Genomic DNA, 1,379 nt, shown 5'->3' on the forward strand with positions numbered 1-1,379 from the left:
GAATGAAGCGATAAGGCTTCTAACCGCAAGGACTGCGGGGTTAGCCTAATCAATTAGAGTTCGATAGAACTCTTTACTTAGGAATCCCTCACTTCTAAACGAAGTGAAAGTGGGGGTAGTTCAATAGAAGGTAATTTGCGATTAAATGGACCCAACAAATAACTATATAAATAAATGGTAATAATAAAGGAAAATATATATGAAGATTTGGCAATTAAAGAGCACGACTGATGATTATGAAACCTTTCAATTATTGAACTATGAAGAGGATAAAAAATATTTTAAAACTAGTTTTAATTCTATGGTGAGTTTGTCAGATTCATGGACGCCTAAGTTTATTGAGGTAAAAGATGAAGGGAAATCAAGCGATTCCCCTATTTTTTGGGGAAAGTCTGGTGTACAAATAATTAGTGAAAAAGCCAAGAATGTTTTAGAACCTATAGTAGGAGATAATATTGAATTTTTACCATTAATTCATAAACAAACAAATAAAAAATACTATGCTATGCATGTTTTAAGGGTGTTGGAAGCACTTGATACTAATAAAACAATCTTTGATAAGTTAAGTTCAGGTTTAATAATAGGATGTAAAAAATTTGTATTTATTCCTTATGTTGTCCAGCACGAACTAATTTTTAAATTGAATATAAATGGGAAGGTACATCCTAACTATCTTTTAGTATCAGATCAATTCAAAAATGCAATTTTAGAGAGTGAATTAAAAGGTTTTCAATTTACTGAAGTGTGGGATTCAGAAGAGGGTGCGTAAAGAAATCTGATTTAATTAGATTAGTAATGTAAACCCATATCTAATAGGGTAAAAAATAAAAAGCTTAAGCACATTGAAATGAACTCGAATATTAGTACATGATAAAAACATCACCTGAATTCGCATTCTAATCTTTCTCGTTTTATTTTTTTGCAACGATGAATGAGGAAGAATGCTTAACATGTTTTAACATATTTCCCGAAAGAATTCTCCTTCCACAAGCGTGTGAAGGGCGTAATCCGACAATAGGTGGGAGATGAATTTTGGTTTGGCGGAGCCAAAAGGCTTTGCTTTTTAGTAGTCGATGAACAATCACACGGGTTGGGATTTTATCAGTCATTCCTACATAAGCGTTGGATTATTTTGCAGGTTTGTCTAGAATGAAAAGAGCTTATTAAACCATCCATTATTCACGTTCTTCTTCATATATTTGTACCACAATTATTTTTTTGTTATTAAAACTAGTTTTTAAGAAGCATATGCTTTAGCAACTGCAGAAATTCTGTATCACTTTTATCATTTTTTATATAATCCTGTTCGTAGTTAAAAATCATTCGTACTAACATAAAAGCTGTAAGCGGTAATGGTACCTTATGCAAAGCTCCTTGCT

At 31.8% G+C, this 1,379-nt stretch carries 1 protein-coding gene and 1 pseudogene; one reads left to right on the plus strand and one right to left on the minus strand.

Annotated elements, in window-relative coordinates; all coding sequences use genetic code 11:
- Positions 1 to 199 precede the first annotated feature (199 nt).
- A complete protein-coding gene (locus tag D1166_RS30870) occupies positions 200 to 769 on the plus strand; it encodes an imm11 family protein (protein ID WP_097862192.1) in 570 nt (189 codons plus the stop codon).
- A 461-nt stretch (positions 770 to 1,230) separates the two neighbouring features.
- Here the strand turns inward: D1166_RS30870 and D1166_RS30880 are convergent.
- Positions 1,231 to 1,379 (minus strand): annotated as a pseudogene (locus D1166_RS30880) (TetR/AcrR family transcriptional regulator); the annotation flags it as partial.

The sequence above is a fragment of the Bacillus sp. ISO11 genome, assembly GCF_003458115.1.
In the GTDB taxonomy this organism is placed as follows: domain Bacteria; phylum Bacillota; class Bacilli; order Bacillales; family Bacillaceae_G; genus Bacillus_A; species Bacillus_A cereus.